Origin of the sequence: Paenibacillus sp. PvR133 (assembly GCF_017833155.1) — a bacterium.
GTDB lineage: Bacteria > Bacillota > Bacilli > Paenibacillales > Paenibacillaceae > Paenibacillus > Paenibacillus polymyxa_B.
In genome coordinates, this window is sequence record NZ_JAFIBS010000001.1 from 810,011 (window position 1) to 835,562 (window position 25,552).

The 25,552-nt window shown below is 46.8% G+C and carries 23 protein-coding genes and 1 pseudogene; 10 read left to right on the forward strand and 14 right to left on the reverse strand.

The window, feature by feature from the left end:
• Positions 1-65: 65 nt before the first annotated feature.
• The 5 genes from JOE49_RS03530 to JOE49_RS03550 form a co-directional block, all read right to left on the reverse strand.
• Positions 66-557 (reverse strand): GNAT family N-acetyltransferase, encoded by a 492-nt coding sequence (locus tag JOE49_RS03530; protein ID WP_028542186.1) that lies wholly within the window; start codon positions 555-557, stop codon positions 66-68.
• Positions 554-1,654, reverse strand: coding sequence for a type 2 isopentenyl-diphosphate Delta-isomerase (gene fni / locus JOE49_RS03535; protein WP_053326274.1), 1,101 nt, complete (start codon positions 1,652-1,654; stop codon positions 554-556). The genes JOE49_RS03530 and fni overlap by 4 nt, the downstream gene beginning before the upstream one ends.
• A 312-nt stretch (positions 1,655-1,966) precedes the next feature.
• Positions 1,967-2,458 carry a DMT family transporter gene (locus JOE49_RS03540; RefSeq protein ID WP_023990727.1) on the reverse strand — a complete coding sequence of 164 codons (492 nt, stop codon included), beginning with the start codon at positions 2,456-2,458 and terminating at the stop codon, positions 1,967-1,969.
• Positions 2,459-2,516: 58 nt separating this feature from the next.
• A complete protein-coding gene (locus JOE49_RS03545) occupies positions 2,517-3,221 on the reverse strand; it encodes a Crp/Fnr family transcriptional regulator (protein WP_053326275.1) in 705 nt (234 codons plus the stop codon).
• Between the two features lie 58 nt (positions 3,222-3,279).
• Positions 3,280-3,705: a DMT family transporter gene (locus JOE49_RS03550; protein ID WP_023990729.1), complete on the reverse strand. Its 426-nt coding sequence runs from the start codon at positions 3,703-3,705 to the stop codon at positions 3,280-3,282.
• Between the two features lie 235 nt (positions 3,706-3,940).
• Here JOE49_RS03550 and JOE49_RS03555 point away from each other — a divergent pair, with 235 nt between their 5' ends.
• Positions 3,941-5,437, forward strand: a complete 1,497-nt coding sequence (locus tag JOE49_RS03555; RefSeq protein ID WP_209940565.1) for a phospholipase D family protein — start codon at positions 3,941-3,943, stop codon at positions 5,435-5,437.
• Between the two features lie 34 nt (positions 5,438-5,471).
• On the opposite strand, the gene cls is transcribed toward JOE49_RS03555, so the two are convergent.
• Positions 5,472-6,983 (reverse strand): cardiolipin synthase, encoded by a 1,512-nt coding sequence (gene cls, locus JOE49_RS03560; RefSeq protein ID WP_023990731.1) that lies wholly within the window; start codon positions 6,981-6,983, stop codon positions 5,472-5,474.
• Positions 6,984-7,188: 205 nt separating this feature from the next.
• On the opposite strand from cls, the gene JOE49_RS03565 reads away from it, so the two are divergent.
• From JOE49_RS03565 to JOE49_RS03580, 4 genes are read left to right on the forward strand one after another with little or no spacing between them, the layout of a single operon-like run.
• The gene (locus tag JOE49_RS03565) at positions 7,189-7,782 is read left to right on the forward strand and encodes a TetR/AcrR family transcriptional regulator (RefSeq protein WP_023990732.1); all 594 of its coding nucleotides are present in this window, start codon (positions 7,189-7,191) and stop codon (positions 7,780-7,782) included.
• A 44-nt stretch (positions 7,783-7,826) separates the two neighbouring features.
• Positions 7,827-8,168 carry a DMT family transporter gene (locus tag JOE49_RS03570; protein ID WP_076264502.1) on the forward strand — a complete coding sequence of 114 codons (342 nt, stop codon included), beginning with the start codon at positions 7,827-7,829 and terminating at the stop codon, positions 8,166-8,168.
• On the forward strand, positions 8,168-8,482 hold the full coding sequence (locus tag JOE49_RS03575) for a DMT family transporter (RefSeq protein ID WP_013312355.1): 315 nt from the start codon (positions 8,168-8,170) through the stop codon (positions 8,480-8,482). The genes JOE49_RS03570 and JOE49_RS03575 overlap by 1 nt, the downstream gene beginning before the upstream one ends.
• 56 nt (positions 8,483-8,538) lie before the next feature.
• A complete protein-coding gene (locus JOE49_RS03580) occupies positions 8,539-9,471 on the forward strand; it encodes a 1-phosphofructokinase family hexose kinase (RefSeq protein WP_209940566.1) in 933 nt (310 codons plus the stop codon).
• Positions 9,472-9,576: 105 nt separating this feature from the next.
• Here JOE49_RS03580 and JOE49_RS03585 read toward each other — a convergent pair whose 3' ends face one another.
• The gene (locus JOE49_RS03585; protein ID WP_209940567.1) at positions 9,577-10,011 is read right to left on the reverse strand and encodes an Lrp/AsnC family transcriptional regulator; all 435 of its coding nucleotides are present in this window, start codon (positions 10,009-10,011) and stop codon (positions 9,577-9,579) included.
• Between the two features lie 280 nt (positions 10,012-10,291).
• Here JOE49_RS03585 and JOE49_RS03590 point away from each other — a divergent pair, with 280 nt between their 5' ends.
• Both JOE49_RS03590 and JOE49_RS03595 read left to right on the forward strand, forming a co-directional pair.
• Complete coding sequence (locus JOE49_RS03590) at positions 10,292-10,753, forward strand: VOC family protein (protein ID WP_068938936.1); 462 nt, start codon at positions 10,292-10,294, stop codon at positions 10,751-10,753.
• Between the two features lie 170 nt (positions 10,754-10,923).
• Positions 10,924-11,388 (forward strand): DUF3592 domain-containing protein, encoded by a 465-nt coding sequence (locus tag JOE49_RS03595; protein WP_209940568.1) that lies wholly within the window; start codon positions 10,924-10,926, stop codon positions 11,386-11,388.
• Positions 11,389-11,399: 11 nt separating this feature from the next.
• Here JOE49_RS03595 and JOE49_RS03600 read toward each other — a convergent pair whose 3' ends face one another.
• The 4 genes from JOE49_RS03600 to JOE49_RS03615 form a co-directional block, all read right to left on the reverse strand.
• Positions 11,400-12,014: a LysE/ArgO family amino acid transporter gene (locus JOE49_RS03600; protein ID WP_053326280.1), complete on the reverse strand. Its 615-nt coding sequence runs from the start codon at positions 12,012-12,014 to the stop codon at positions 11,400-11,402.
• Between the two features lie 74 nt (positions 12,015-12,088).
• Entirely contained in the window at positions 12,089-12,841 is a 753-nt protein-coding gene (mobA, locus tag JOE49_RS03605; RefSeq protein WP_209940569.1) for a molybdenum cofactor guanylyltransferase, read from the reverse strand.
• A gap of 143 nt (positions 12,842-12,984) precedes the next feature.
• Positions 12,985-16,593 (reverse strand): Ig-like domain-containing protein, encoded by a 3,609-nt coding sequence (locus tag JOE49_RS03610; protein WP_209940570.1) that lies wholly within the window; start codon positions 16,591-16,593, stop codon positions 12,985-12,987.
• An 18-nt stretch (positions 16,594-16,611) separates the two neighbouring features.
• Positions 16,612-18,348, reverse strand: coding sequence for a motility associated factor glycosyltransferase family protein (locus tag JOE49_RS03615; RefSeq protein ID WP_348635846.1), 1,737 nt, complete (start codon positions 18,346-18,348; stop codon positions 16,612-16,614).
• A gap of 603 nt (positions 18,349-18,951) precedes the next feature.
• On the opposite strand from JOE49_RS03615, the pseudogene JOE49_RS03620 reads away from it, so the two are divergent.
• Positions 18,952-20,174, forward strand: a pseudogene (locus JOE49_RS03620) (MFS transporter).
• Positions 20,175-20,359: 185 nt separating this feature from the next.
• Here the strand turns inward: JOE49_RS03620 and JOE49_RS03625 are convergent.
• Positions 20,360-22,039: a glutamine--tRNA ligase/YqeY domain fusion protein gene (locus JOE49_RS03625; RefSeq protein WP_028540719.1), complete on the reverse strand. Its 1,680-nt coding sequence runs from the start codon at positions 22,037-22,039 to the stop codon at positions 20,360-20,362.
• A 207-nt stretch (positions 22,040-22,246) separates the two neighbouring features.
• Between JOE49_RS03625 and JOE49_RS03630 the strand changes: the two genes are divergently transcribed.
• The gene (locus JOE49_RS03630) at positions 22,247-22,972 is read left to right on the forward strand and encodes a copper amine oxidase (protein WP_209940572.1); all 726 of its coding nucleotides are present in this window, start codon (positions 22,247-22,249) and stop codon (positions 22,970-22,972) included.
• 84 nt (positions 22,973-23,056) lie between these two features.
• Positions 23,057-23,605, forward strand: coding sequence for a GNAT family N-acetyltransferase (locus JOE49_RS03635; RefSeq protein ID WP_028540721.1), 549 nt, complete (start codon positions 23,057-23,059; stop codon positions 23,603-23,605).
• Positions 23,606-23,702: 97 nt separating this feature from the next.
• Here JOE49_RS03635 and JOE49_RS03640 read toward each other — a convergent pair whose 3' ends face one another.
• Together JOE49_RS03640 and JOE49_RS03645 are read right to left on the reverse strand one after the other, a co-directional pair.
• Positions 23,703-24,197, reverse strand: a complete 495-nt coding sequence (locus tag JOE49_RS03640) for a GNAT family N-acetyltransferase (RefSeq protein WP_023990744.1) — start codon at positions 24,195-24,197, stop codon at positions 23,703-23,705.
• 104 nt (positions 24,198-24,301) lie between these two features.
• The gene (locus JOE49_RS03645; RefSeq protein ID WP_209940573.1) at positions 24,302-25,552 is read right to left on the reverse strand and encodes an MFS transporter; all 1,251 of its coding nucleotides are present in this window, start codon (positions 25,550-25,552) and stop codon (positions 24,302-24,304) included.

A 25,552-nucleotide genomic window follows, 5' to 3' on the forward strand; every position in this document is an offset into this window, starting at 1 on the left:
ATATGAGAACCTATACACGCGGCAAGCATACGGTTATGAAATTCAGGATTTTGCTATATCCCTATTTAGATTTCTTTGCTCATCTGGATATCCGTAACCCGATAGCCCGATTTGCGATATACATGCAAAGCTCGCTCATTATGCCCAAATACATGCAAACCGATGCGGACAGCTCCCAGTCTGCGAGCCTCCTTTTCCAAAGCCTCCATCGCCAGCGTACCTAGACCTCTCCCCTGGTATGAATCGTATACAAGAATATCCAGTAGAAAAGCTTCTTTTCCTTGCGCGCCGTCCGTAATATTGAACCAGATATAACCAGCTTCCTCCTGACTCTGCCCCCCGGCATCGGAAAACATCAACATATACAGGTGAGCATGAGGTGTGTCTAGCCTCTGTGGCAGGTATCGAGCAAAACTTTCTGCCGCACGTTCTGGTGCTTCTTCTACCGTCCATGTACCTGCTTGGATTTTCTCATCCGCATAGTCGGCAAGCGAGCGTTGTTCAAATCGATCATATTGCTCCGCATTCATCTGAACCAATGTAATAAGTCCGCTCATCCATTTACCTTCTTTCTTAGTCGAGTCGTGTCTTTAAGCCCTTCTATTCCGTCTACCCCAATCCCAAACATGACCGTTCGGAGTTCCAGCTCCACCTGCTCCAGGCGTGCTTCCAGCGCTTCGCTGGAGGCAACCGCCGAACCGAGCAAAGAACGCCCGAAGCCTGCCATGTCAGCCCCCAGAGCGAGCGCCTTCGCTGCATCGACACCGTCTCTCAGTCCACCGCTACCGATCAGAGCACCATGTGGCTGAGCAGCTCTAACTTCCACGATACAATCAGCGGTTGAATTTCCCCAATCCGCAAACGCCTCCGCCGCGGCACGACGCACAGGATCAGGATTACGAAATTTCTCCACTTGGCTCCAGCTTGTCCCACCTGCGCCAGCGACATCAATAAAGGCAGCACCCGCATCATACAGTCTCGATGCCGTCTCGCCATCTATGCCCCAGCCTACTTCCTTCACTCCTACAGGCACTGAAAGCTGACGACACAACTCCTCGATGCGCTGAAGCAGGCCGCTAAAATCCAAATTCCCTTCGGGCTGGAAAATCTCCTGCAATCCGTTCAAATGCAGCACCAACATATCTGCTCCGGCAATTTCCACTGCACGGCGACAATCGTCCACGCCAAATCCGTAGTTCAGCTGCACCGCGCCCAGATTGGCAAGGACCGGGATGCTGGGTGCTAGACGGCGAACCGCAAAGGTTGAAGCTAATTCTTCCCTTTCCACCGCAGCCCGTACCGAACCGACGCCCAGCGCCCAGCCGCGTCTCTCCGCTGTCTCTGCTAATCGCTCATTAATCGCTCCTGTCTCGGCGCTGCCGCCTGTCATGGAGCTAATAAGTAGCGGTGTTCGTACAGCCTGTCCTAAAAAGGTAGTATCCAGACGAACCTCGTCAAAATGCAACTCCGGCAGAGCGCAGTGCTTAAAGGCATATCGCTCTAGCCCGCTGGTGATGCCTTGTCCGGCCACATCTTCTTGCAAACAAAGGCGGACGTGCTCAATCTTCCGTTCGCCTGTCCGTGCGGCAGGTAACAAAGAGCCGGATCTATTAAAACCGTCAGGTGCTCCTTTTTCATTTTCTGTACTACTCATCTATGTTCCACCTCATCCAAAGTCACTCTGTTTATTGTATCAAGTTCAAGAAGCACAAATAAGACCGTTCCCGAACACGGTAACCGATCTATTTATCGTCTCTTATATCAAATATCGTAGCCCTTAATGTGGCTATTTTAAGATACTTTCATTGTATCATGGATGGAAAAATATATACACGATCGTGAACATTTTTTCTTTCGGAAACTCTACAGAAAAGCCGCTCCTAATTGAGCTGCCGCTTTTCTGCAAAATGCCTATTCGAAAGGACAATCCCTATCCCAGCAAGATAAAGGCCATTTACAATCTCCTCTATCCCTTCATCGAATCAGGTACAGATGAAATGCTTTCTGCTTGCTCCTTCGTACGCCCATGTCCAAATTTGAATACGAGAATACCACCGATAATGACCAATACACCGATCAACTTGTTAAAGGTAAACGGAATCTTTTCTAATCCCAGCCATCCTAACGAATCCCACAACAGGGCGGTACCTAATTGTGCCGTCAATACAATGGAGATTGCATAGGTCGGGCCAAGTCGCTTCATTCCTTGTACCAGACAGAACACAACACCGACACCAATCATGCCACTGAACCAGTACCACGGCTGCATATGCTGTAAAGCAAATGTATTTTTCCCTTCAAAAATAAGACTCCCGAGTAAGGAAGCCAAGAACCCTGTACCCAGCACCAATGTTGTCGTGGCCCACGATCCTGTCCGTTCATTCACCTTATTATTGAATATCGTTTGCAGACTGACCAAGGCACCTGCGATAATCGCCAATACAATTCCTAATAACATATGTTAACTCTCCCTTGATGATCCTGATATTCTTCTGCCTTTATCCTAAATGCTCCTATTACAATGATTCATAAATATTATGTCCTGCCAGTTCACTCAAACCTTTTCTGTCCCGAATGACAATGTAGCCTTTTGTCCGTTCAACCCATCCATCTTCAATCATTTTGCGAATGACACGGTTGAGATGTCTATAGCTGGTTCCGATCAAATTCGCCACATCTACCAGACTAGAGGCACGTAATTCCTCATGAAAAGCCGTATTCGATTCGTCAAAAGAAACCGATAGCAGGTAGCTCGCCAGCCTGACTTCCACCGGATACATGAGATTGAAACTGGAAAAGTCGGAGTCCAGGCAAAACTTTCGCGTGACAATATCCAATAGAAATTGCAGCAAAGGAGCATAGTCTCTGCCGTATTTGTTCATCCATTGGTGGTGAATACCGATCACATAGATCGGAGACACTGCCTCTACTGTGTTGATAACGTGACTACTCCGAATATATTCAACATCTCCTATGACCTCGATCGGTGTTTTGAAGCAAAGGATCAGGGTTTTCCCTTCTGTAGAACTGGTATAAATCTTGACCTTGCCCTGCACCAGTATATATAGATGTTCGATGGAGTCCCCCTGTGAACAGAGCCTTTCCCCTTGCTCCAAACGATGCAACGACAAATAAGGATGTAGTGGCTCGTAGAGTATGGATTCCAACTCATGCAGCTGCAAAAAATATTTTAGCTGCTCTTGATCCTGAATTTCTCTCATTCCTAAGCTCACCTTCAATTTCTACATACTAAGCTTTCTTTACAAATAAAATTCTATTTTAGAGCTTCAGAATAATTACACCTGCGATCATCATACCAATACCTATAAATTGTGGCAGCTTCATCTTTTGCTTCACTATACCGAACCATCCCTTAATATCTACCAGGAAGGTTAAACACAACTGCGCAATCAACAACGCCGAGATCGTGAACGTAACCCCAATATGTTGGATTGCCGTGACTTCACTAAATATAATAATAGCTGCAAAGGCACCGCCCCAAAGATACATTGGCTTTACCTGTTTCATTTCAGCTACATTACCATCCCTTGTAAACATCCAGACTAATGCTGCCAAAATAAAGCCTATTAGCTGAGTAACAGTGGCCGCCGGCCATGTACCGATATCCTGACTAATCCGTGTATTCGCTACCCCCTGTAGCGTAATACAAGCTCCTCCCAGAAAAGCAAACAAGATTCCTCTCATAAATCGTTATTCTCCCCATGTAAATGACTTTTCTATATATTAAAGTATAGGGCAGACTCTCTATAAAGGACATATGTCCTCAATGAATAGTAAAACATACTCCATTTCATTCCATTCAGTATCCGCGTCAATCCTGCACACTTGCGTTAATAACTTGACAGTATCCCATCATAAAACTGCATGTTCCGGCACGATAAAATGGAATGCAGTATTCAATTGAGGAGTTGATCGTCATATGACTACACGTGATCCGCTGCATTCTGTGCCGGAATATCAAAGAAAAACCGGGAAAAAGGGCCGTACTCTTAAAATCGCCATTCTGGTACTTATCCTCTGGCTGATTGCCGTCATGCTGTATCAGACCCATAAACCATTGCCTCCGTTCGTCTCTTATGAGAGTCAGGAGTATTCAACCCATGAGGTAAACTTCTGGACGGATTTGACCTATCCGACCGGGGATGGAAGCACTGCACAACATGAAGGACAAATTTTGAATCGTATGCTCGGGATCATTGATGAAGCCCAACAATTTATCGTCATCGACCTGTTTCTGTTCAATGACTATAAGCATAAAGGTCAACGCTTCCCCCAAGTCAGCGCACAAATGACCGATCATCTTATTGCCAAAAAGAAAGCTCATCCTGATATGCCTATCTTTTTCATTACAGACGAAGTCAATACCAACTACAACTCTGCCCCCAATCCTTTGTTGGAGAATATGAAGCGAGCAGGGATTCAAGTCGTGCAGACCGATGTAGACCCGTTGCGGGACTCCACGCCCATCTATTCGGCGGTGTGGCGTACCTTTTTCCAGTGGTTCGGGCAGCAGGGCACAGGCTGGATTCCCAACCTGATGGCCAGTGACGGACCTGATGTAACGGCTCGCTCCTATCTTAAGCTGTTAAACGTCAAGGCCAATCACCGAAAATTGGTTGCCAACGAACAGACAGCGCTCATTTCTACAGGCAACGTGCACGACGCGAGCGCCTATCACTCCAATGTAGCGCTGGAGGTGAAGGGGCCTATCATCGGAGACATTTTACAAACAGAGCAGGCGGTGTTGGACTTTTCGGGCGGTGGGCAGCTTCCTGCCTATACACCACAGGCCGAACCCAAAGTTCCATCGAATAAGGACAGCTATCGGATCAAATATCTAACTGAGGGCAAGGTGTACACCTCGGTTCTGGATGGCATCGGGCAGACGAAGAAAGGTGACAGCATTCATATGGGCATGTTTTATTTGGCTGACCGCAAAGTATTGAACAGCCTGCTGGATGCCTCTGCGCGCGGTGTAAACATCCAATTGCTGCTGGACCCCAATGAAAACGCGTTTGGTCAGGAAAAAATCGGCATCCCCAATCGTCCGGTTGCCCAGGAGTTGTCCGATAAATCGGGCGGGAACATTCAAATTCGCTGGTATCATACCACCCATGAGCAGTTCCATACCAAACTGATTTATATCGCCAAGGCACAAGGAGAGCATATCATTTGGGGTGGCTCTACCAATCTGACCCCCCGTAATCTGGATGATTTGAATCTGGAAAATGAATTGTGGGTGGCCGCTCCGGCGGACAGCAAGCTGACCCGACAGGTTGCGGCCTATTTTGATAAGCTATGGAATAATCAGGGGGCTGAATACAGTTTGGATCTAACAGCTTACGAGGATCATTCAACATTTTGGAAAGATATTATATACCGTCTACAGGATATTTTAGGCTTTACTACATTTTAACTACGGGATACTGCTGCAGCGAATTCGTTTATGCTTACAGCAGCGGTGAAAGCAGCCGCGCGAGAGATTCCATCAAACGTTTGAACAGACGTTTTTTCATGAATTCTTCGCGTACGATCAGACTGGCAGAGTGCAAATCTCGTTCGTAGTCTGTTACCATCTGCTGCACACTGTGCGTTTGAATTAACAGAGCGTTAACTTCAAAATTCAAATGAAAGCTACGCATATCCATATTGGCTGTCCCGATGGTCGCAACTTCCCCGTCAATGATGAGGAGCTTGGAGTGGAGGAACCCTTTTTCATATTCATATACCTTGACTCCAACCTCCAGCAACGACTGGAAGTACGAATGGGACGCGAGGAACGGTAGCCATTTATCCGGTTTTGCGGGAAACAGAATACGCACGTCCAACCCGGACAGGGCAGCCATCCGTAAGGCAGTCAGGATATCTTCATCCGGGATAAAATAAGGAGTGGCAATCCAGACTGATTTTCGGGCAGATGTGATCATGGAGAAAAAGAGATTTTTAAGTACTCTCCGCTCATTATCCGGGCCGCTGGCAATAATCTGCACGCCTCCATCCGTAATGGGTTCAATATTGGGAGACAGATATTCGCTATCGAGCACCGACTCGCCCGTCATGTGAAGCCAATCCTGTAAAAATATAAGCTGCAACGTCCGCACAGCTTCGCCCTTCACAATCATATGCGTATCACGCCAAAAGCCGTAGGCTTTGTTGCGGCTGAGATACTCATCCCCTACATTTAGTCCACCAATTAATCCGATATTACCGTCGATAACTACAATTTTACGGTGATTACGATAGTTTACCCGGCTGGAGAAAAACAAGATCCGAGCACCACCGTATGCAACAACCTCTACTCCTGCATCTCTCATTTCCTTCAAAAATGACTTCGACAACTGAATACTGCCCACCGCATCGTACATAAACCGAACCTTAACACCCGCTTTGGCCTTTTCGATCAAAATCTTCTGAATGCTGGTACCGATATCATCCGACCGGAAAATGTAATATTCCATATGGATATGATGCTGCGCCTTGCGCAGTTCTTCCAGCAAAGTGGAGAAGGTTTCATCTCCATTGTTCAGAATTTGAGTTTCTGTCGCAAAATAAATCGGGGAGCGGGCCAGTCTGCGGGCCAAACGCATCAACTGCTGCTGCTCATCTGTAAAGCAGGTCAGATCCCGTTTGACTCGCAAAGCATCCTTTTCAATGCGGTCGTAAGCCTGTTGGTCACGCAATGCCTTTTTGTCATACTTGCGACGCTTGAATACATTTTGCCCAAACAAAAAATAAAGAGGAAGTCCAACGACTGGCAGCAATGCCAGCAGCAAAATCCAGGACATCGTGGTGGAGGGATTACGATTCTCCGTAAAAATAATCAGACTGATGGAGATCACTGTCAGGGTGGAAAAAATACTGATGACAGTTCCTTCATTTTTGCCGATGTAATTAAACAAGCCAAAATAATAAATAATAAACACCATAGCCGCGATCAATACGGCCAGTAAGCTTCGCCTCATAACTAACCTCACTTCCAGTGGACTGCATTTGACAGGTATTCTTCATTATATTGTACATGAGCCCCTTATTTCTTCCCACTTTTTTATTAAAATGTTGATAAAAAAAATCCAAAGAAAAGCTTTATACAAAACGCAATGATGCTGGGTTGACACTTACTTTTTTTCGTGTAAAAATAAACTAACGAACGTTAGGTAGGTGAAAATAATGGGGATGGAAGAGATTCGAAAGGCCGCTCTTTTTCAGTTTGCCACCAATGGGTATGAGGGAGCCTCCTTGAGCAGTATTGCCGCTGAGGTCGGTATCCGAAAACCGTCTATATACGCGCATTTCCAAGGCAAGGAGGATCTGTTTCTACAGGTGGCGAGGTACGCTTTTCAAGAGCAGAATTTACGTATTTTCGAATACTTTACGGAACGTAAAGATCAGCCGCTTAAGCATACCCTGCATGACTTCTTGTTTTGGATGGGACAGGAATATGAGAGCAACGACTCAGCCAAGTTTATGCTTCGCTTTTCCTTCTTTCCGCCTGTATCGTTGTATCACGAGGTGCTGGATATTGTTAATCCTTTTCTGGATAAAATGGAGCGAAAATTAACTCGCCGCCTCCGGAATACACGGGATCGGGAACCCTTTGGGCATATGGAGCCAGTGGATGTGGCTTTAGCCTTCATGACACTGGTGGACGGAATCATGGTGGAGCTACTGTACAGTGGAAGCATCAACTACCACCGAAGACTGAACGCTGCATGGCCTATTTTTTGGCGTGGGATTACGTTAACCTCACCTCATGAAGCGTGAAGCCGTCGAACTTATAAAATCTATTTTTGAGGAGAACATTCATCATGAATCGCAGTTGGATTTACGTTTTTGTTGGCGGCCTGATTGAGGTCGTATGGGTATCGGGTTTGAAGCATGCGGATTCCGCACTCACCTGGGCTGTAACCGTGCTGGCTGTGGTAGCCAGCTTTTATTTGATCATGAAGGCTGCGAAGCGTTTGCCTGTAGGCACGGTATATGCTGTATTCACCGGACTGGGGACAGGGGGAACGGTCGTAGGCGAAATGCTGCTATTTGGGGAACCGTTTCAATGGTCCAAAACGCTGTTAATTGCCCTTTTGCTGGCAGGTGTGGTCGGCTTGAAGTTAGTTACCGACCGTGATGTTCAGGAAGGGAGTGGTGCATAATGGCTTGGATTGCATTGGTTATCGCGGGATGCTCGGAAGTGTTAGGAGTCATCGGTATGAAGGGCGTTACGGTGGGCAAAGGCTGGAAGTCCTTAGTGCTTATGGTCTTATCCTTTGTTCTTAGCTTCTCTCTACTCAGCTATGCCATGAAAAGTTTGCCTATGGGAACTTCCTATGCGGTATGGACAGGCATCGGAACGGTTGGCAGCACGATTACAGGCATGTTCTTGTACGGTGAACAAAAAAGCGTACTGCGTGTTTTATTCATCGCCATGATTCTTGCCGCAGCATTGGGATTAAAGCTGATATCTTAGCATGAGCGAATGGCATCAAATGTTGCAAATTGCTGATCTTAAAGGAGTGATGCCTTGTGATTACCACCGTAACGCTTAACGCGGCTGTGGATAAAATCTACACGGTTGCAGGCTTCGGTTTGAATGCCGTCCACCGCATTGAAGGCAGCCTCACGGTGCCGGGCGGCAAGGGCGTGAATGCCGCTCGCGTCATTCGCACGCTAGGCGAGCCTGTACGAGCGACCGGGTTTGCTGCCGGACACACCGGACGGCTGCTCATTGACGGGTTGAGCGCAGAAGGCGTAAGTGCCGATTTCATTGAAACGGCACATGGGGAAACCCGTCTCGCCATTACCGTGCTCGACCCGTCCGCGCGCACGCAGACCGAACTGATTGAGAGCGGACCGACCATTGGGCCGCTTGAATTAGCCGCACTGCGGCGCAAAATCGAGACCCTTGCCGAGGATTCGGCTTGGGTCGTATTCTCCGGCAGCCTGCCACCCGGCTGCCCGCCCGATCTGTACGCCGAGCTGTGCACGCTGGCGAAGGCGCGCGGCGCGCGGGTGGCGCTGGACGCGAGCGGGGAGGCGCTGCGCTTGGGGCTGCGCGGAAAGCCCGACCTCGTGAAGCCTAACGAGGACGAGGCCGCCCACTTCGCGGGAATCGACGCAACGCGCCCGGATGCCGCTGAAGCGGCGGCAGCAAAGCTGCTGGAAGCCGGAGCGCAGCTGGCCGTCATCTCGCTCGGCGCGCGCGGGGCGCTGGCGGTAACGAGCGATGCGCGCTACCGCGTGAGCCTGCCAGAGGCGGACATTGTCAGCGCGCTCGGCAGCGGTGACGCCATGGTCGCCGGGCTGGTCACCGGCGCGGCGACGGGGCTGGATCTCCCTGCCATGCTACGGCAGGGAGCGGCCTGCGGCACAGCGGCAGCTCTGCACGCCATGGCCGGGAAGATCGAGCTCCAGGACGTGAAGCGTCTGGAGCAAGGCATTACGGTGACGCTGTTGTAATTCAGCGTCACTTTTTTATTTCATCCAAGCATTCGCTTGTCTTCATTTCACAAATACAGTTATTCCGAATGCTCTATATTCCAAATGTTCGGTTCTCCGATTGGCTTACAGCAAAACCCTGTTCTCCAGTATATTTTTCATACAAATATGCGACTTCGAAGGACCCAGCTTGACTAGTGAATCCTGAAGCTCTGCAATTTCCTCTACCGACGCGGTTTGTACCTTAATGAGATAATTAAATTCCCCACTAATGCGAAATAAATCGGTGACTTCCTTCGCCTCTCTACAAAATTCAACCAGCTCTTGGCAATGTTCTGTCTTTATTAGAATAAATGTAGTCGTCCCTCGATTCATTTCCCATAAATTAAATACGGTACTATATCCGGAAATAATCCCTCGTTCTTCAAGCTTGGTTATCCTTTCTTTAACAGACGGCTGTGACATCGAGATTTCTTTACTGATTTGGGAAATAGTTATCCGAGCGTCATGCTGAAGCAATTTCATGATTTTGTGATCTATATCGTCAATGTGATGCTGCATATCGAGTCCCTCCTAACCTGAATTTAAAAAATAATATTTTTCACCCAAATTAACTTTTTTTCAATAATTAATATAGTATAAAAACCTTACTTTAATTATATAAGCACCACATAATTATTCATATAATAAGGTTCACTTACATGAGGATTTTGCAAAAATCTCATGAGCGACTTCCAATGAACAATATATAGATCGAAATGGTTTAGTTCGTCTATATCTTGCACTTCGGAGCGACTGGAATCGAATTTTGCAAAATCCTGAATCAAAAGGAGGATCTGAAATGAGCGTAAAGGGACTAGCGCATGTTGCCATACAAGCTCGTGACTATCAAGCGACCATTGCATTTTATACCAAGGTATTGGGATTTAAAAGAGGACATCACTGGAGTCTTCCGTCTTTTCGAATTCAAGAGGCTTCCATGCTGATCTCACCCGATCAGAGAACCTGTCTCGAAATTTTTGATAATGATGCTGTTATTCCTGCCCAAGGAAAAAAAGCTTCATCCGAGCAAGAGATTGCTCACGGGGCTTTATTACACTTGGCATTTTACGTAGACAATGTAGATGAAATATATCAAAAAGCCCTTGCCCACGGAGCAAGAACCTTTGTGGAACCCAATCAGCTTACACTTGGCGAACCTCCTCTGGTTGTAACAAATGCATTGGTCCACAGCCCTAATGGTGAGGTTATCGAATTTATCAAGGATGTTGATTTTGATATGTCCCTATCGAGCAAAAAGTAATCCTAGCAGCTATTAAAAAGATCCACTTCCCGGTGAAGTAGGATCTTTTTATATTCCATACAGCTCTGCCGTTATCTCTATGGAAGAATTAAACTGTTTCTAAAAAAAGTCCGATATATTGATTATCGCTTTGTTTAAAGGAGTAGATTATCATCTCAATTGATTTCAATGTGTATTGGTTTCATTTTAGCTCCGATCTGCTGATGCCATTGTTCAGCTTGATTGGACTGCTACTCATCTATTTTGGATTCAGAACGATCCGTCGTCATCGTTATCGTAAACGCCACTGGGTCCGTACCAAGGGGCAAATCGTTGATGCGCATATCGAAGTAGATATTGATGTCGTTCCCTTTGACCGAGATGATCCGGTAGATACTAGCTACACCCGCCGATTAAAGGTGCGCTTCTATACAGCTTCAGGTGAAGCCGTAGAATTCTGGAATCCTTATAGCACCAACCTAAGCCTCAACCGGGTTGGCAGCAAGATTAAGGTATTATACAATCCATCCAACCCTCGGGACGCCCGAATTGCAGGCGGTATAAATGGTGCTGGCTGTCTGGCCTTTATGCTGTTTTTGATCGGTGTTCCCTTTGCTTTGAGCGGGGTATTCGCTGTTTTGAAGCTTTTCCTCTAACCAGGCTTGGATCACATACTGGTAATAAAATTTATCGCCATATACATTGCCAGGCCTAAAATAATCAATGCCGATATTTTGTTGAGCACAGTCCCAAACTTCCCTTCTGAATCCATACGTCCCACGAGACGCCCCGCCGTTGCCAGACCGATAAACCATATCCAAGATACGGACACGGCAGCCAGACCAAAGGCCCAGCGTTCCCCGCCGTCATATTGAAGGGAGCTGGTTCCAATTACGCCAACAGTGTCGAGTATGGCATGTGGATTCAATAGCGATACCGAAGCGGCAAAAATCATCTGTCGTTTCGGGCGCATCGGCTGACTTTCTCCCGAGGAAGCTGCCTCCGATCTCCATAGAGTCCAGGCCATATATAGCAGAAACAAACAGCCCGCTGCATAGAGTACGTTCGTGAGCCATAGAAATTGCTGCAAAATAAGAGACACGCCCCCAACCGCAAGCGTGATCAGGATTGTATCACAGACACCCGCTGTAATGACAGCAGGCAGTGCATTGCGAAACCGCGACTGGGACGCCCCTTGATTAAACACAAATACATTCTGTACCCCCAAAGGCAAAATCAAACCCAGCGCTAATAAAACAGCATGGATAATAGCTTCCAACATGTTATGTACTCCCCTCAAAATCATTACACTTCTTCTCTCTCATCTCCTGTTATTTCCTTCCGTTCTTGATGTGGTTATCGTTCTGGTTTTTCCAGGTTCTGTGCACGTTCGGTACGTTTTTGTATATGCTCCAATTGCTCCACTGTAGTCTGATAATCTTGCGGGTAGTTCATATTAAACACAGCTTGCCGCCACATCTCTAAGCTCGCACCTGGCCAATCGCCCGCTGTCTCATAACGAACGTTCAATGAATCTAGCCAGTCGATCAGACGAAGACGGTCACTACGCAGACATTGCTCGGCAGACGGCAACACACTTTGATGGTATATGCCTAGCAGCGGATGTATACGTCCATCCACCGAGGCGATCACTGCCTGTAACTCAGGTTGTGCTGGCTGGGGCAATGAGCCATTTCCTGTCAAGGTTGTATGATCTCCTTGTACTTGTTGCTTTCCTTGTTCACTATTTGTCTCTTGCGCCGCTGCCCAGTTCGTTGCGTGAGTAAGCAAAGCACACAATATCTCTGGCTGCACGAAGGGCATATCGCAGGCAACGACAATGCCCCACTCCGTTGTGGAAGCAGAAAGCCCCGCATGAATGCCGCTCAAAGGCCCTAAGCCGGGATACAGGTCTTTTGTCGTTTCCAGATCAAACTCTCTATACTGTTGTGCATCCCGGGTCACTACAATAACCCGTTTTGCTACCTGCCCTAGCACAGCAGCTATTCTCTCCAGTACCGTAATCCCTCCCAGCTGAAGCAGCGCCTTGTCCTGTCCCATTCTGCTGGAGCGTCCGCCTGCCACGATAATTCCAGTTACCTCCACCATCACCATCGCACCTCCTTTTTGCTAGACAAATTCTATCATTAAACACGGATAAATCTAATAATATCATCTATATAAAGTATAAAAAATGGCGATCCACCTGGATCGCCAAAAAAGAGGGTGCCTATTCGTCTAGTTCGTTACTTTTAATTCGTGAACTTAATAAGTTGCAAAAATCGTTTTATTATGGAAGTAGCCTCCGCCCGGGCCGCCTGCTGTTTGGGCGCAAGCAAGTCGGGAGAGACACCCTTAATTAATCCTTGCTCTGTAGCCTGCGCCATAGCATCTTGAGCCCAAGGAGAAACAGTAGATGCGTCGCTGTAAGTCTCTTTATATTTCTCATTAGTAGGATCAGCATTCAGTGTTTGAGCATAATGTACAGCCTTTTCGGTAATAACCACGATCTCCTCGCGAGTAATCAATCTTTCTGGTCCAAATGAATGATTCCCGTAACCACGGATCAGACCAGCTTCCACCGCAGCTCCAACACTACCAGCATACCAGGCATTTTCTTTCACATCTGTAAAATGTTCCGTTAGCGGCTTTTCCTGCATGCCGAGCCCGCGCACAAGCAATGTCACAAATTCAGCTCTTGTTACAGCCCGATTCGGCTCAAAAATATCAGGCTGAACACCTTTTACAATTAGCTTATTTGCCAGCATCTCGACATCTTTTCGTGCCCAATGATTCTCCAGATCCTTAAATTTTTTATCTGCTGAGACTACAGCATAAATGCTGTTATGGTTTGATTTGATGATTGCCTCTAATTGTCCATTCACATTCCGAATCAATACAGGAACAGATGACAACACACCTGTCTGAGGATCAAACCATACGGCCGCTACATGCTCAGGATCAACTTCATGATCGAGAATCAATTTCCGTTCCACGTAATGCCCGAAAAATTCAGTGATCTCTTGATCTCCAGCCATAAGCTTGAAATCAACCGGATTTACCACAACATTCGCTAAACCCGTGTCAGCAATAGCTTGTCGCACTTGTGCACCGTTTTCGCCTGACAGCGCTGAAATTTCGACGATCAGGTTGTCTTCAGGATATAATGAGACCAATTTGCCAACCAATTCAGCAGAAAGAGTAAACTGGGCTACTGCTGTGTGAATGCTAATCGGCACCTTTGTATTTTCTTTCTCATATTCCTTTAAAAAGGTAGAAGGTATACTCACTTTTGCTGCTTTATTGTACCCCGAGGCGTTCACGACCAACTCTTTCTGCTCACCGATTGTAACATTCAGGGCTTGGCTGACGTCTCCATCGTTCAAACCAATAAGTTGAATAGTGCGGCTCTTATCGGCTACTGTCTTAGCGTCTGTTAATAGGACACCCGTCTTGGTCTCTGTTTGGGAAGTCGCTGACGAGGTATTCTGAGCTGACGTTTCTTTATCCTTAGAACGATGTGAGCGTTCATCTAGCGTACGGAACGTCCAATCCTCTGGCGTATGCATACCTACATACGGATTCATTGCCAAATCCGTCAGTGCTCCCGAGGTAATTTCCAGATAGTAGGACTTTCCTTGTTCCAGTCCACCCGATAGCCCAATGTACGCTATATTTTCCTCGCCTTTTAACGTAAAATTCGAATTTCCTGCACCGGATACTCGCAGTTCGCGAACCACTGCCCCACCTGAGGCTTCGTGGAGCCTTACATAGCCTTGGTTCCACTTCATCGGCTCATTGAACTCCAGCATAAAGCCTGCATACTGGCCTGCACCACTAAGCTCTGAACCTTCCGGTGATACCTTCCTTACCAGCTTCGGCGCTGTGGTGTCTGCCGTCTGGAAGTTCCACATGTCCTTGTCCCAAATCGCATTGTTGCCTTGACCCACACGGTCTACAAACATCCCCGAGCTGACCTCCACATAATACTGGGTACTATCTGCCAGTGGATGATCCAGTTCCATCCGCACATGCTGACCACTGATATGTACCGTGCCACCTACGACTGTACCACCGCTCACGTTAATCCGGCCTGCTTCACTTCCATCCTTCTGGTGCACCACCAGATGGCCTGTACCTAGCTGCACCTCTTCGCTGAATGCCATTCCCAACTCCGGTGTGAGCGTCCACACATTGTCGTGGGGAGACATATAGGTATAGAAAGGTCTCTCATCTAGTACGCGGAACGTCCACTCCTCTGGAGTACGTGTACCCACATACGGGTTCATCGCCAAGTCCGTCAATGCTCCCGAGGTGATTTCCAGATAGTACGACTTTCCTTCCTCCAGCCCGCCTGACAGCATAAATTCGACTACATTATCATGTCCTTCTAGTGTACTGTTTAAATTCCCTGCACCCGATACTCGTAGTTCGCGAACCACTGCCCCACCTGATACTTCGTGAAGCCTTACATAGCCTTGGTTCCACTTCATCGGCTCATTGAACTCCAATATAAACCCTGCATACTGGCCTGCACCACTGAGTTCCAATCCTTCAGGCGTTATCCTCTTTACCAGCTTCGGCGCAGTGGTGTCTGCTGTCCGGAAGTTCCACATATTCTTGTCCCAAATGGCATTTGTCCCCTGACCCGCACGGTCTACAAACATACCCGAGCTGACTTCTACATAGTACCGGGTACTATCCGCCAGTGGATGATCCAGTTCCATCCGCACATGCTGACCGCTGATATGTACCGTGCCACCTACGACTGTACCACCGCTCACGTTAATCCGACCCGCTTCACTTCCATCCTTCTGGTGCACTACCAGATGGCCTGTGCCTAACTGCACCTCTTCACTGAAGCTCATGTGCAGGTTCGGGGTGAGCGATTGACCACTCCCTTCTGGATACAGATTCGTATAACGAGGCCGCTCATCTCGTGTGCGGAATGTCCAGTCCTCCGAAGTATGCATCCCTACATATGGATTCATCGCCAAATCTGTTAGTGCTCCCGAAGTAATTTCCAGATAGTACGACTTTCCCTGTTCCAGCCCACCCGAGAAGGAGAAGTAGGCTGTATTTTCCCAGACTGATTGGGATTTCCCCGTTCCCCACTGACCCGATATCGGTAACTCACGAACCACTGCCCCACCCGAGGCTTCGTGCAATCTTACGTAGCCGTGGTCCCATCTCACTGGCTCATTAAACTCCAGCATAAAGTTCGCATCGTAGGGACTTACGCCACTCATGTCTGGGCCTTCTGGTCCCTTCCTCACCAGCTTCGGCGCAGTTTTGTCTGCCGTCTGGAAGTTCCACATGTCCTTGTCCCAAATCGCATTGTTGCCTTGACCCGCACGGTCTACAAACATACCTGAGCTGACCTCTACATAATACTGGGTACTATCCGCCAGTGGATGATCCAGTTCCATCCGCACATGCTGACCGCTGATATGTACCGTGCCACCTACAACTGTACCTCCGCTCACGTTAATCCGGCCCGCTTCACTTCCATCCTTCTGGTGCACTACCAGATGGCCTGTGCCCAGTTGCACCTCTTCACTGAACGACATAGCCAGATTTGCGGACAAAGAAACGCCGCTTTCCTGAGGTGAAAGCCATGTATAGTATGGAGGCTCGTCCATTTGCGCCTGCATATAGACTGATAAGGCCACGGGGGATGAGAAAGCGTCTTGTATGAACCCGTCCGACACCGACACATTCTCCGTCGTATTGTCGCTTACGCTCTCCGATGCAAACGTCGCTGAAATATATGGGTTGGCTAGGTTGAGCACCTGTGTTGTCAGTACACTTACCTTAATCATTCGATTTACATGATTCTTATTTCTTTTCTTCTTACTCATATACGTGCTCCTTTTTATCTAGGTGTGAATGGAATGGTGAAATTCATGGATCTCATTCTTGATTTCCATATAATCCTGCTGGCATTTCCATATGAAATCCCCGAAGTACAGCAGAATTTGCTCCCCTCTGATTAGAGGATTCCTACTGCTCTGAATGGCGCCCATTTTACTGTACAAAAACTCATACAGCATACGATGGCGAGGAAGAACATATATTTTGAAAAAACAATTACCTAATAATGAGGCAAATAAGTCATCAAACTGTCCAAAGGACACGTTCAGCATATTGGCCTGCTTCAGACTGAGCTTATGTTTGATGCCGAGCAAAGCATGATGAATCTGTTCCATAATGGTTTGAAAAACCTCTTCATCCCGCTGAAGCTCTTCAATGCGTGACCTCAGAAACATGAGATCGTATTCCGAATTACTGCTGGTTTGCAGCCACGTATCGTCAATAGCACCTTTTAACCGCGTCTGGATTACCTCTTCCAAGTTCTGAAAAGATGTTCCTTTGATAACAGCGCCTTCACGCGTTGTGTTTATAAATTCAGTTCCCTTCACTGTACTAATGTAAAACTCCATCTCTATTTTCATTTTAATAAAAGAATGTCGTGTAACTACCTGTTGACCATGAACACCCTGTACACGCGGCAAATCGGCACTAGCTGGAACACCTTGGGCATGAGTAATCCCCTCAGCATAATATTGTTCATCCCGATAAGCTAAATTTTGCCCTACCAACACAACAGGGTCTGCTTTCATCTGGATCAGACATTGGAGTGCAATGACCGCTACTGAAGGAGCATCGTTAATAATCGTTGGTTTATTTCCCTCCGGTGTACGCAATACGTGTTTGGAGAGTTCATCCTGAGAAATGATGATATGCATAAGACGACCTGGATAATGATCGAGTGTGTGCTTACCGACCGTACTGCCGAAAATAAGTGGAATTGAATCAATTCGCTTGTCGATCACCTTTTGAATTACATTTACGTTGTGTTCGTTCGGGTCATAACTGAACGTGCCGTGCGGATAAATGCCATGCTCCACCAGCGTGTTCACTGCCGATCCTACCGTAAACAGATAAGCAAGATTATTCTCACGAATATGTCGCAGGTGCTCAATTTCGTCGTTAAGCGAAGGGCCAGCGGATATTACTAAGGCTGGCTTACTCCTAATATGCTCTGAGCCCGCCTGCAGAAAATCCGAACTATGTAAAATATAAGGGAAATTATGAATACTGTTTAACGCCCATTTTTTTTCGTACACGTTATTGATAGCCATTTTGTCCTTCTTGTTAGAGACCATTTTGTACAATATTTCATTAAACTTCTTCAGTTCCGCAGCAAATAAGGAGCGATACGGGAGCCATGGAACAACTAGGATCCCAGATACACGGTCGATCAACCTATGCAGTGTACCGATTGTCTCTCCTGTCATTCCTCCTACCATTACCTCTTCGATCATCTCATCAGCCAGCCAATCGTTTTCATTCAGATGCTGCAAAAAAATATTCATCAAACCAGTGTCGGGCTCGATGATGGAGAAGCTGGTATTCGGGTACTTGCGTAGAAATTCACGAATATGGTACCCAAGTCCTACACCAAAAAAGATCACGTGCGCTTGAGGTTTAACCTCGTTAAAACCCAAAACAAATAATTCTGCTTCCCGCCTAGGTTGCTCAGGATCATGCAAATAATATGATTGTCCCTCACGAGTCAGTATTACATTGGGCTCGTTGGTTTCAGAAGTCACCAACGCACCTCCTTCTCCTGCCTGAAGCAAAAGAAGCCGAGGAAATCGGCGGTACAAGGAATTGTCTCTATGATGCTGTAATGCCATTTTCCATCCCTTTCCACCCGATATTTCATAAAACCAACTATACAGGCCAGTCGATTAAACCTATATCATTTCTTACGAAGCATAGTATTCTGATTTTATGTAATATCTGCGACAATATATTTTTATTCAAGAAAAAATAATCCTAAATTCTCCTGATTATGGATTAAGTATCGGCTATTCTATGTATAAACTTTAGGTCTTAAGAACCTATTTATAAATAAAGATTTTGTAACTAACCAAGCATTTACTTGAACTAACCATATATAGTCTTAAACCCTGTAGTTCGTCTACATGTCGCCCCTTAGAGCTACAAAAACAATAACTAGTAAAATAGCGAAATAATCATTAAGTTTGCATAAACCAATATCAAATTAGTATCTTCTAATAATTATTACATAATTGTTAATTTATTGGTTTGTTAACCCTTTCAACACATGATACATTGGAATAAAGAACCTCCCACAGATCGGCATCGATGCGCAATTCTCTATCGGGCTAAGAAAGGAATGGCTTGTCTTGCAAAAGAGAGAAATTCAAGAGACTCCTCTATATTCCTTAAAACTGTATAATTTTTTTCTATATGGAGCTATGGTCATTTTCTCCAGCTTCTTCCCGTTGTATCTGCAAGATATCGGCATGGACAAGCTGGAGATCGGGAGTCTGATGGCTATCGGACCTTTTGTATCCGTATTCGCGAACCCTTTTTGGGGCTATACAAGCGACCGGAGCCGTAACCTCCGACGTATTCTACTATTTATGATTATAGGTACCTTGTTATTGCTACAAGCTTTATTTCATGTCCATACGTATATCATGATTTATGTGGCGATGATTGGTTTTTATTTTTTCCAAAGCCCTTTATTTGCGCAAAGCAACAGCCTAATTCTCAGCTATATTGAGGGCACAGACCGGAAATTTGGTTCATTCCGTATATGGGGCTCCTTCGGTTGGGCTGTGACAGCAGCAGTTGCTGGCATAGTTATTGACCAAACGGGGATATCCAGCATATCCACCATCTTTACGGTACTTCTTCTGGCTGCATTGATCTGCACCTTGTCGATTCCACCACTGAAAAGCACTGTGGAGACAGCAACTATTCATTTGCGTGGCTTTGGCAGCGTTTTAATGAACGGATACTTTATATCCTTTATTTTATTGGGCATCCTTGTATCCATCCCGAATTCAATCAACAGCGCCTTTATGTCCCTGTATATCACCGAACTGGGTGGGTCCAAACAGATGCTTGGTTTTGCTGTTTTTATGTCATCGGTATTCGAAATTATTGTATTTTTGCTGTTTGATCGCTTCTTGAAGAAAAGAATGACCGTGATGGTCGGTTGTTTGGCACTCGTCAGTTTGCTGTTTGCCTTACGGTGGGAACTGATGGCTCTGGCCACAGACCCGATTCAGATCGTGTTCATTCAGGCACTTCATTGCGTCACCTTCGGTGGATACTTCTATGTAGGCACCCAGTTGACCGTCCTATTTACCCCTGCAGCATACCGATCATCCGGACAGGCCGTATATACCTTGACCTGGAGTGGTATATCCGGTATCGTAGCAGGTTTTGCGGGAGGTTGGCTATTCCAGAACTTTGGCGGAGAAATGATGTACCATGCAGGGGTCTTTTTCGCCCTACTTGGCTCTGTGGGATTCGCTATCATGTGGTATATGCTGTACAAGAACGGTTATCAGCCAGGACTGCCAGCGGGCACAAACGAATAGAAGAAGCCCCTTAACAACACTAAAGGAATGAGCTATCCCCTCTTCCCTTCTGGCTTGTTAGCAAAGACAATAGAGTATCGTCAAGTCAATGATCATGGATAAAGAGTGTGCATGCGTAAAATAAAGGAGTCTGCCGTCGGCAGACTCCTTTTCAACTTGGTCGCACGAAGCTACCATCTGTCCCACACTTTCCAACAATCTATTGCTTAGGCAATTGGAAAGAGCTTTTCAACGATACAACACGGTTAAATACAGGCTCACCCGGCTTGGAAAGCTTCGGATCGACACTGAAATAACCATGACGGAAAAATTGGAACTTGTCCTGCGATTGAGCTTCTTTCATGTTCGGCTCGACATAGCCATGAGCAATTTCCAAAGAGTTCGGATTCAATTGGTCAAGGAATGTTTTTTCCGATGCATCCTCTTCAATCTCTTCCGTGTCCTCTGCATTAATCAAAGGCTCATACAAACGGAATTCGGCAGGTACAGCCTGAGTAGCCTCTACCCAGTGGATCGTTCCTTTCACTTTACGTCCAGTAAAGCCTGATCCGCTCTTGGTCTCTACATCATAGGTACAATGAATCTCCGTTACATTTCCGTCCGCATCCTTAATCACATCGTTGCATTTAATGAAGTAAGCATGCTTGAGACGTACTTCATTACCAGGGAACAAACGGAAGTATTTGCTCGGCGGATTTTCCATGAAGTCCTCACGCTCAATATAAATTTCACGGGAAAACGGAATTTGACGTGTACCGAGTTCCGGATTTTCAGTATTATTTTCCGCCTCCAGCATTTCAACTTGTCCTTCAGGATAGTTTGTGATAACCACCTTCAACGGATCTATGACTGCCATGGTGCGAGGTGCCTTAAGCTTCAAATCCTCACGTACAAAATGCTCCAGTACCTGCAAATCGATGACTCCGTAGGCTTTGGAAATGCCTGTCTCATATACGAAGCTGCGGATGGCCTCCGGCGTGTAGCCGCGACGACGTAAACCGGAAATCGTCGGCATACGCGGATCATCCCAACCATCTACGTGCTTTTCATCGACCAGAAGCTTGAGCTTACGTTTGCTGGTTACGGTTTGAGCCAGGTTCAGCCGTCCAAATTCGTATTGGTGCGGTACCTTTTCCATCTCGCATTCAGCTACAACCCAATCGTACAGCGGGCGCTGATCTTCGAACTCCAGCGAACAGAGCGAGTGCGTTACTCCCTCAATCGCATCTTCCAGCGGATGAGCATAGGAGTACATTGGATAGATACACCATGTGTCGCCTGTATTGTGATGTGCTGTGTGTGAAATGCGGTAAATAACCGGATCACGTAAATTAATGTTTCCTGAAGCCATATCAATTTTGGCACGCAGCACCTTTTCACCATTTTGGTATTTGCCTGCACGCATCTCTTCAAACAGCTTCAGATTGTCTTCAACACTGCGATCCCGATAAGGGCTATTTTGCCCCGGTTCGGTCAGTGTGCCACGAGTTTCACGGATTTGGTCCGCGCTTTGATCATCCACGTAGGCTTTACCTTTTTGGATCAGCAGGATGGCACGCTTGTACATTTCTTCGAAATAATTGGAGGCAAAATGTTTTTCCTCCCATTCATAACCGAGCCACTTCACGTCCTCCTGGATGGAGTTCACGTATTCCGTGTCTTCCTTCGCCGGATTGGTGTCGTCAAAACGCAGATTTGTGCGTCCTCCGAATTCATCTCCCAGCGAGAAATTGATCCAGATAGCTTTGGCATGTCCAATATGCAAATATCCGTTAGGTTCAGGCGGAAAACGTGTAACAACCTCCTTTACCTTACCCGTACGTAGATCCTCTTCAATAACATTTTTAATAAAATTGGGGGGAGTGATCGGCTTCTCCACGCTAATCAACCTTTCTTCCGTATAATCTGTGTAAAACCTGTTCCCTTAAATATACCCTTTCACACCGCATAACTCAATAAAATGAAAATCCTTATGCACGCTTCAGCAAAAAAAGTGACAAGTTATGAAAAAGAGTTAACATTTTCGGCAAATAAATTCGTTATAGTGTATATATCTTTTATTTTGCCCGGAAAAGGAGACCCACCCGTGTTTAAGCTGCTCATTGTGATCCTGCTGTCTATGCTTTTGTCCTCTTCCGTCATGACTTCCGGCCATCCCTCACCGGACCCGGTGAACGAAACCGTACAATCTCGTCCGCTAGCCAGCGCTCCAGAAGAATCATCTGTCCGCTTATATGCTGTTAATCCGTCACAGGGATTATTCCATTCAGCTGTACTGGAAATCGGCCAGCAACGCCGCACATTCCGATGGTCGGGCTCGGCAGATATTTCCACCGCACCACAATTATATTACAGGGATGTGAACGGGGATGGTGTCCGTGAAGCTGTCGTGATCCTCACGCGTGCCTCGGGAACGGGTGTCGAATTGCAGGAGTTGCATATTGTTAACGCACGCACGATGGAAGAATATGTAGTCGAATCGGCAGCAGATGCTGTATCCCAGCGCGTACACAGCTCAGTGGAGCTACGTGATCACAACCGCCAGGTCCATATTGCTATCACGATTGACGGTGTTACACACACGATAGACCCTAAAGCATCCGTATTTTACGATGATCCTGCCCAATTTACAAAACATCTCGATTTTAGCTCTTTCGTCATGTATGATGCCGAACAACTTCCTCTGCAAGCCACTGTATCTGGCAGTGTATCCCCAACCGAATTTGTAGGGGATTTGGATCTGAAATATGTATACGAGCATGAACGGTTCCGGGTGGGACCTATAGAATTTGAAGCTTCCTCTCCCTTTTGACGACTCTCGCAGAATAAGGTAGCATGGGATTAAATGCTAGACTGGCTGGTTTAGCGATTTTCCGAGTGAAAGAGGGGATCAATCATGTTTACATATGCGTTGGACGAACGCACAGTCCTTCGGCCGCTCACCAAGGAGCATGTGCAGCCTCTGTTTGAGCTGATCGAAATGTCTCGTGACCGCCTGCGTCAATGGCTTCCATGGGTAGACTCTACCACGGAAATCAGCCACACAGAGCAGTTCGTGCAGGGCGCCTTGAAACAAGCCGCAGAGAACGGTAGTCTGACCGCCGGAATTTGGATAGACAACGAGCTTGCTGGCATCATCAGCTACCATGAGATCAATTGGACTCACCGCTCCGTTAGCATCGGATACTGGCTTGGACACGGGTACGAAGGACAAGGTCTTATGACCAGCGCCTGCCGCGTATTCGTTGAATATGCTTTGATGGAGCTGGACTTGCATCGGGTCGAAATCCGTTGCGCAACTACGAACCGCCGCAGCCGCGGTATTCCAGAACGATTGGGCTTTGTGCTCGAAGGCATTGTACGCGAAGCGGAATTGCTGCCCGACGGCTACATGAACCACGCAGTGTATGGTATGCTCCAAAATGAATGGAAGCAACTTCGGTAATATTGATGTACAACAACGCCGCAGACCTGATCAGGTCTGCGGCGTTGTTTGTTTAGGCCGGGCATAAAACTGAATATTACTGTCTGTAGCCTCCCGCCTATTTTAAGAAATAGGCCATTAACACATCATCCACGAATTGGCCTGCTATGTAAAACTCCTCATGCAAACGTCCTTCAATCGCAAAACCGCTTTTTTCATAAAACATAAGGGCTTCCGTGTTGCATGAGAGTACACGCAAACTCAACTTGCGTATGCCCTCGGCAGCTGCAATGTCCTTCATGGAGTTCATGAGCGCCGTCCCAATACCTTTGCGATGATAAGCTGGATGTACAGCTATATTTATTTCGAGTACATGACAATTACTAGCCAACAGCGTTGGAGAACGAAATCCAATATACCCGCAGAGTACTTCCTGTTCGATGGCGACCAGTTGAGAGCCTGGAGGCGTATTGCGCAGAAACTCTCCGCGCGACTTCCAAGACAGCGAAGCGGGAGCCGTGCGTTCATTCCATACCAATTCATCCAGCGCAATCAGATCAGGAGCATCCTTCATCTCCGAATGACGTATTGTCAAGGGTTGACTTGTAAACAATTCCTTTCAATCCTTCCTGTGAAGGCTTTCCTGAAGCAATAACTACAACCATTCGTCACTTATTGTACCATAATTACAGCATATTACTGCACTTTTATTAGGACTTAAGAACTGGGAGCATCTACCTTGGGTGTCGTAGTATCCAAAGTATCCGAATGATGCCGGAAACGGTTCAACCAGCTATGCAGGACGAAAAACAGGATCGACAACACCGCTACGCCTGATGCCAGCCAAAGTGTAGGCGGTAACCCACCGCCATCATACAACTTCCCCATAATATAAGGCCCCATTACCCGTCCGGCTGCGCCAATACCCCCCACAAGCCCAATGTAAAAGGGTGCACCCCGACCTCCATGATCAGACAGGAATGCTGGAACCGCAGGTGCAATCAGCATTTCTCCCAGGGTCGCCAGAACCATAGCGAATATCATTCCAGTATAGTTCTGTGTGCCCAGCATGACAATATAAGCCGCCAAATAAAATCCTCCGGCCCATGTCATTTGCGCTGAAGCGTGATGAGCGTACAGTCGTTTTATCCAAAAAATAATGGGTTGTGCGGCAAATATAAGGATACCATTCAGCGTCCATAGTAACCCATACATCGTTTTAGGCAAGCCCTGCTCAATAATATGGGGAGACACTCCTGTATTCCAGATCGAATTGCCGAACCATAAAAAAAGCGAGCCTACCCCCACAAAGAGATACAATCTGGTATCACGAAACAGCAAACGAGCTGGTATTTCCTCTCTTTTCTTCACGGACTTGCTGAGCTGTACTTCTCCCTCTTCCCGATCTACCCTGCTTAGATAAGACCAGAAGAACCCGGCAAATACCGCAGAAGTCACCCCGTTCATCACAAAGCTGAGCTGATAGGAAAGGTCAGCCAGAACGCCACTCAATCCCGTACCCACTGCAACCCCAATATTGTTAGCGACATAAATAATATTAAACAGCTCTCCACGACGGTCAGCGAAACGAAAACCTACAAAGGCCTGAATCGCAGGCACAGATACGACATTAAAAAAGCCGATAAAGCCCATCATGATGACAAACGCTACCCAATGACCACTGGTAAATGGAAGCGTGAGAAGTCCCAGCGCGTTCATCGCCAGTGAGCCAACAATCAATTTTTTGGCTCCAATACGATGATAGAGGGCTCCGCCCAGCACTTGACCAAAAATTCCGCCCAGAGACTGCACTAAAATCGCAATCCCTGCATCTCCCATACTACGGTTCAGTTCGTCAAACACATACATGCTGACCAACGGCCACATCAATGAACTTCCAGCGGAATTAATCAGGCTAGCAATGAGAAACACTTTCACTTCTTTCGGATAAGACTCCAACCATTTCAT